Origin of the sequence: Klebsiella sp. MS 92-3 (assembly GCF_000195655.1) — a bacterium.
Classification (GTDB): Bacteria; Pseudomonadota; Gammaproteobacteria; order Enterobacterales; family Enterobacteriaceae; genus Klebsiella; species Klebsiella pneumoniae.
Genome location: NZ_GL882806.1, coordinates 33,324 through 38,456, shown reverse-complemented (window position 1 = coordinate 38,456; position 5,133 = coordinate 33,324). Strand labels below are relative to the sequence as shown.

General features: G+C 53.9%; 4 protein-coding genes and 1 pseudogene. All 5 read right to left on the bottom strand.

Going from position 1 to position 5,133, the window contains the following annotated elements; all coding sequences use genetic code 11:
• A pseudogene (locus HMPREF9538_RS14435) lies at positions 1–707 on the bottom strand (alpha/beta hydrolase-fold protein); the annotation flags it as partial.
• A 38-nt stretch (positions 708–745) separates the two neighbouring features.
• Positions 746–2,380 (bottom strand): carbohydrate porin, encoded by a 1,635-nt coding sequence (locus HMPREF9538_RS14440; protein ID WP_004150305.1) that lies wholly within the window; start codon positions 2,378–2,380, stop codon positions 746–748.
• A gap of 477 nt (positions 2,381–2,857) precedes the next feature.
• Positions 2,858–3,583, bottom strand: a complete 726-nt coding sequence (phoU, locus tag HMPREF9538_RS14445) for a phosphate signaling complex protein PhoU (protein ID WP_004145007.1) — start codon at positions 3,581–3,583, stop codon at positions 2,858–2,860.
• A 50-nt stretch (positions 3,584–3,633) separates the two neighbouring features.
• Positions 3,634–4,407: a phosphate ABC transporter ATP-binding protein PstB gene (pstB, locus tag HMPREF9538_RS14450; RefSeq protein ID WP_004145006.1), complete on the bottom strand. Its 774-nt coding sequence runs from the start codon at positions 4,405–4,407 to the stop codon at positions 3,634–3,636.
• 47 nt (positions 4,408–4,454) lie between these two features.
• Positions 4,455–5,133, bottom strand: a 679-nt coding sequence (gene pstA, locus HMPREF9538_RS28820; RefSeq protein ID WP_009485033.1) for a phosphate ABC transporter permease PstA, incomplete at its 5' end; no start/stop codon positions are given.

Here is a 5,133-nt window from a genome sequence, read left to right as displayed (position 1 = left end):
CCCCCCCCCGGGGGGGGGAAGTCTTCCGCTACCGCTTCCGGGATATCGGTTTCGGTATCCGGGACCACCACCAGCATCGGCTTAATCTTGCCCTCCGCCAGCAGGTTATCCATGATTTGCGGGATCCGCCCCTGATCGATGGCCGACAGGCCGCTGTCGCCAAAGCCATGATAGAAATAGAGCACCGGCAGCGGATCGCCGGTTCCGCTATAGCCCGGCGGCGTCCAGACATAGAGACGACGTTCGGCGTTCAGAGCCTTCGAGTGATAGGTGAGGGTGCGCAGATCGCCATGCGCAACCTCCCGATCGTCAAGAATACTGCCCGGCACCAGAATCAGACTGGTGTTCACCTGGCGCTGCGGCTTCTGATAGCGGCTGCCGGTATCTACCGAGCGGAAGCCATCCACATCGAAATAGTATTCATAGAGATTGGGCTTCATCGGCTCGCTTTTCCATGTCCAGACTCCGTCCGCTGCCTTGGTCATGTCGTGCGAGACAAAGGAGTCCGGCGTGGCGCCAGTCACTATCGAGACCCGCCGGGCATCAGGGGCAAACAAGCGGTAAGTGATACTCTTATCCGCGTTAACCTGGGTGATAAAGTGGCTCACCGGCAGGCTTGGGTCCGGCATCGCGGGTAATGGCGCCGCCTGGAGGGTAAACGCCGCGCCCGCCAGCGCCAGGGCGAAATAAATTGCATGTCGTTTCATCGTTGTTCCTCTTTCGTTGTGTCCGTTCAGTTATCGTCTCACCACCAGATTTCCGCCTGCGCCCCCACGGCAAACTGATCGTTCTTCCCGTCTTCAAAAATGCTGGTGGTATTATTCGCGGCCTTATCCAGGTCAATATCCTTCGCTTTAATATAGGTGGCATAGAAACGAATTTCCGGGCGCGAGGTCAGCATACTGGTATTGACTTTGAAGGTATGGAACAGCGTGGTCTTGTAGCCGGACTCGTTATATTTCTTGCCGGTAACATCTTTGTTTTGCTGTTTGAAGTACCCCAGCTCGACGCCGGTCTGGTTATATTTATCCCAGATATAAGCCGGTCGCAGAACCGTACGGATAGATTCAAAATCGGAGTGGGCCCCGGTTTCGTAGCTATAGACGTCGTTACCAAAAGAGTAGACGATGGCATTCGCCATAATAACGTCATCGCGTAAATAGGTTTCCCCCTGCGAGGTTAAGCGCACGGCGGTGCCATTGGTATGATCGCCATAATAGCGGCCATTAAAGGTGGTATAGGGGCTGGATCCGGCATAGCGTGAGAAGCTGCTGGCAATAGAGTTATTGGCCAGTAAGAAAGAGAATTCGTTAAAGCCGCCGTTAGCAAATTTCTGCGTTAACGAGGTACCAGCCATCCAGGTATCTTTCCACGGATAATAACCTTCATTGCCCTCTTTATATTTCTCAGAGGAACTTTGGTTGGCGGCGACATAGCGTCCGCTAACCATCAGGCTGGCTTTATCCCACAGCGGAATCTCTTTGTAACGAACGTCCAGGGTGTTAGTGTTAATTTGCTGCTTATTGCTTAAAGAACGGTCATAATCATCGACATCTTCGCGAATCAACGCGATATCGAATTTCCCGGCGCCCACCTGCCAGTTTTCCAGCCCTACGCCGGCCGCCGCATCGGTTCTCTGCGTTTTCCAGTCCAGCATCTGGATTTCAATTTTTGGCGCCCCGTGTTTGCCGACCCAGAAATCGGCTTCCGGCGCAAACGGCAGGAACCCTTTGGTGTTAACATACATATCCGAGAATTGAATGTAGTTTTCGCCGCCGGCATTGTCACCAAACCAGCCAGTGGAATACTGCTGGCCGACGTTCCCGTCGAGCATCACGATGGCGTCGACGCGTTTATCGCCTTCCTGAAACACCCGCTGCTTCAGCTGCAGATCGAACCAGCCGGAATATTCATTGCCCAGGCGGCCAAGCGAACCGATCGCCCATGATTTTGGCGAGCCGTGCGAGGCGGTCCCCCAGCCGGAACGGAAGTAGCCGTTATAGCTAAAGCCAATTTCATCTTTCACGAACTTGCTAAAGTCTTTCAGCGTCATCGCGCTGTAGGCTGGCGCGCCATCGGTGACAGGTTGTTGATTTTTAACCAGCACCGCATCCGGTTTAACCGCCGTTTTCGGCCCGGCGGTCGCCCCCCCGGTCTTGCGCTTCTGACCTTCCGCAGGTGGAGACCATGAGGCCCAAATCTGGTCTCTTTTTCTTTCCTGGTCCTGGTATTTTTTGAGCTCTTTTTGCGTGTCTTTGAGCGCTTTTTCCAGCAGCTCAAGCCGTTGTTCCACCGTCAACTGGCTCGCTAGCAGATTAGTTGAATAACAAAGTGGCGCCAGCAAGACTATCGCCGAAGCGATCCTGTTTTTTCTCATCATAATATTCCCTTATATAATCATTGGCGTAAATAAAACACGACAACAACCCTATTCCGTGCCGGTGCTAATAGCCGTATCCATACCGTTTGACGTCGCGACGGCTGTTATTTTTGCGGTTAGACAAAAACAAAAAAACCTGAAGAAGACCATCTGCCTTGGCAGATAATCCTCTTCAGGTTTTGCCCGCGCATCGCGGTAGCAACCCTCATTCAGCCATTATTGGCCCGCATAAAACAAAAAACCTGATATCGCCCCCAGGAGCAATATCAGGTTTTGCCTGCTGTCGCAGTCACAATCCGTTTAAACCATCCTGAGCGTTAAAACTCAGTGAGTGGCAGCTGATTGTTACGCGATAAAATGAATAACTCAAACGGGCAGATTGTTAATTGTGACGATAATCTCAGCAATCTCGCAGCCGCGGGGTAAAACATATCTAATTCTGATAAATCCATTTACCAGAATTAGACAGAATGATTATTACTCTTTCGGATCTTTGCCAGCAAGCAGTTTATCCAGCTCATCGCCGCCAACGTGACGGAAATCCTGACCTTTGACGAAGTAGAAAATATATTCGCAGATATTCTGGCAGCGGTCGCCGATACGCTCGATGGAGCGCGCGCAGAACAGCGCGGTCAGGACGCTGGGGATAGTGCGCGAGTCTTCCATCATGTAGGTCATCAGCTGACGCACGATGCCTTCATATTCCTGGTCGACTTTCTTATCTTCGCGATAGATACGTACCGCTTCGTCGAGATCCATACGCGCAAACGCATCCAGTACGTCATGCAGCATCTGCACCGTGTGGCGGCCCAGCGATTCGAGGCTCACCAGCAGCGGCTGGTGCTGCTGGGAAAACTTCTCCAGCGCGGTGCGGCAGATTTTATCCGCCACGTCGCCAATGCGTTCCAGCTCAGCGATAGTCTTGATGATCGCCATCACCAGGCGCAGGTCGCTGGCGGTCGGCTGGCGCTTGGCGATGATGCGCACGCACGCTTCATCGATAGCCACTTCCATCATGTTGACCTGCTTGTCGCCGTCGATGACGCGTTTCGCCAGATCGCTGTCCTGGTTATGCATGGCGGTGATGGCATCAGAGAGCTGCTGTTCCACCAGCCCACCCATGGTCATCACCTGGGTGCGGATATACTCCAGTTCAGCGTTGAACTGGCCGGAAATATGTTTGTTAAGATTTAGGTTGTCCATGGTGTCTCCTGATTGCCCAACTGGTGAGAGCCTGAAAGCACAAGGGCAAATCAACCGTAGCGGCCAGTAATATAATCTTCAGTTTGTTTCTTCGCGGGCTTAGTGAACAGGTCATCCGTGTTGCTGAACTCAATCAGCTCGCCAAGATACATAAATGCCGTATGGTCGGAGCAACGCGCAGCCTGCTGCATGTTGTGAGTCACGATAACGACGGTGTAGTCCTGTTTCAGCTCGGTGATCAGCTCTTCGATACGCCCGGTGGAGATCGGGTCCAGCGCGGAGCACGGCTCATCAAGCAGCAGCACTTCCGGGCGGATCGCGATACCGCGGGCAATGCACAGACGCTGCTGCTGACCACCGGAGAGAGAATACCCGCTCTGGTGCAGTTTATCTTTGGTTTCGTTCCATAATGCGGCTTTGGTCAGCGCCCACTGCACGCGCTCGTCCATATCGGCACGGGACAGCTTTTCAAACAGGCGCACGCCGAAGGCGATATTGTCGTATATGGACATCGGGAACGGCGTTGGTTTCTGGAACACCATGCCAACCTTAGCGCGCAGCAGGGCGATATCCTGGGTGTTAGTCAGAATGTTGTCGCCATCCAGCAGGATCTCACCTTCCGCGCGCTGCTCCGGATATAGTTCAAACATCTTGTTGAACGTGCGCAGCAGGGTGGATTTACCACAGCCTGACGGACCGATAAACGCCGTCACCTGGTTTTTGGTGATATCCAGGTTGATGTTCTTCAGGGCATGGAATTTGCCGTAGTAGAAGTTCAGGTTACGAACTGAAATCTTACCCGGAGCTGTATTCACCATACTCATCTCAATCTCTTCCTCATTCAGCGCAGCAGTTGCTGCGCCGCAAAAAATTAACCGTGTTTCTTCTTGGCGAAGATAACGCGCGCCAGGATGTTCAGCAGCAAGACGCACAGGGTGATAATCAACACCCCGGCCCATGCCAGTTGCTGCCACTCCGCAAACGGACTCATGGCAAATTTGAAAATGGTCACCGGCAGGTTAGCAATCGGCTGCATCATGTCGGTGCTCCAGAACTGGTTGGACAGCGCGGTGAACAGCAGCGGCGCCGTTTCCCCGGCGATACGGGCAATAGCCAGCAGGATCCCGGTCATAATCCCTGAGACGGAGGCTTTCAGGGTGATCGCCGAGATCATCTTCCACTTCGGCGTCCCCAGCGCATAGGCCGCTTCACGCAGGCTATCCGGCACCAGCTTCAGCATGTTTTCGGTGGTACGAATAACGATAGGCACCTGCAGCAGCGCCAGCGCGATAACGCCCGCCCAGCCCGAGAAGTGCTGCATCTGCGCCACCACAATGGTGTAGACGAACAGACCCACCACGATAGACGGCGCGGAAAGCAGAATGTCGTTGATAAAGCGGATGATTTCCGCCAGCACCGACTTGCGGCCATACTCCGCCAGATAAATTCCGGCGAGGATACCCAGCGGCGTACCAAATACGGTTGCCCACAGGATCAGCAGGCCGCTGCCGGCGAGGGCGTTAGCCAGTCCACCCCCCCCCCCCCCCCCC

What these genes read in the sequence shown, in the direction of transcription:
- phoU (WP_004145007.1), bottom strand. Translation starts at nt 3,583, where the DNA reads ATGGACAACCTAAATCTTAACAAACATATTTCCGGCCAGTTCAACGCT.
- pstB (WP_004145006.1), bottom strand. Translation starts at nt 4,407, where the DNA reads ATGAGTATGGTGAATACAGCTCCGGGTAAGATTTCAGTTCGTAACCTG.
- HMPREF9538_RS14440 (WP_004150305.1), bottom strand. Translation starts at nt 2,380, where the DNA reads ATGATGAGAAAAAACAGGATCGCTTCGGCGATAGTCTTGCTGGCGCCA.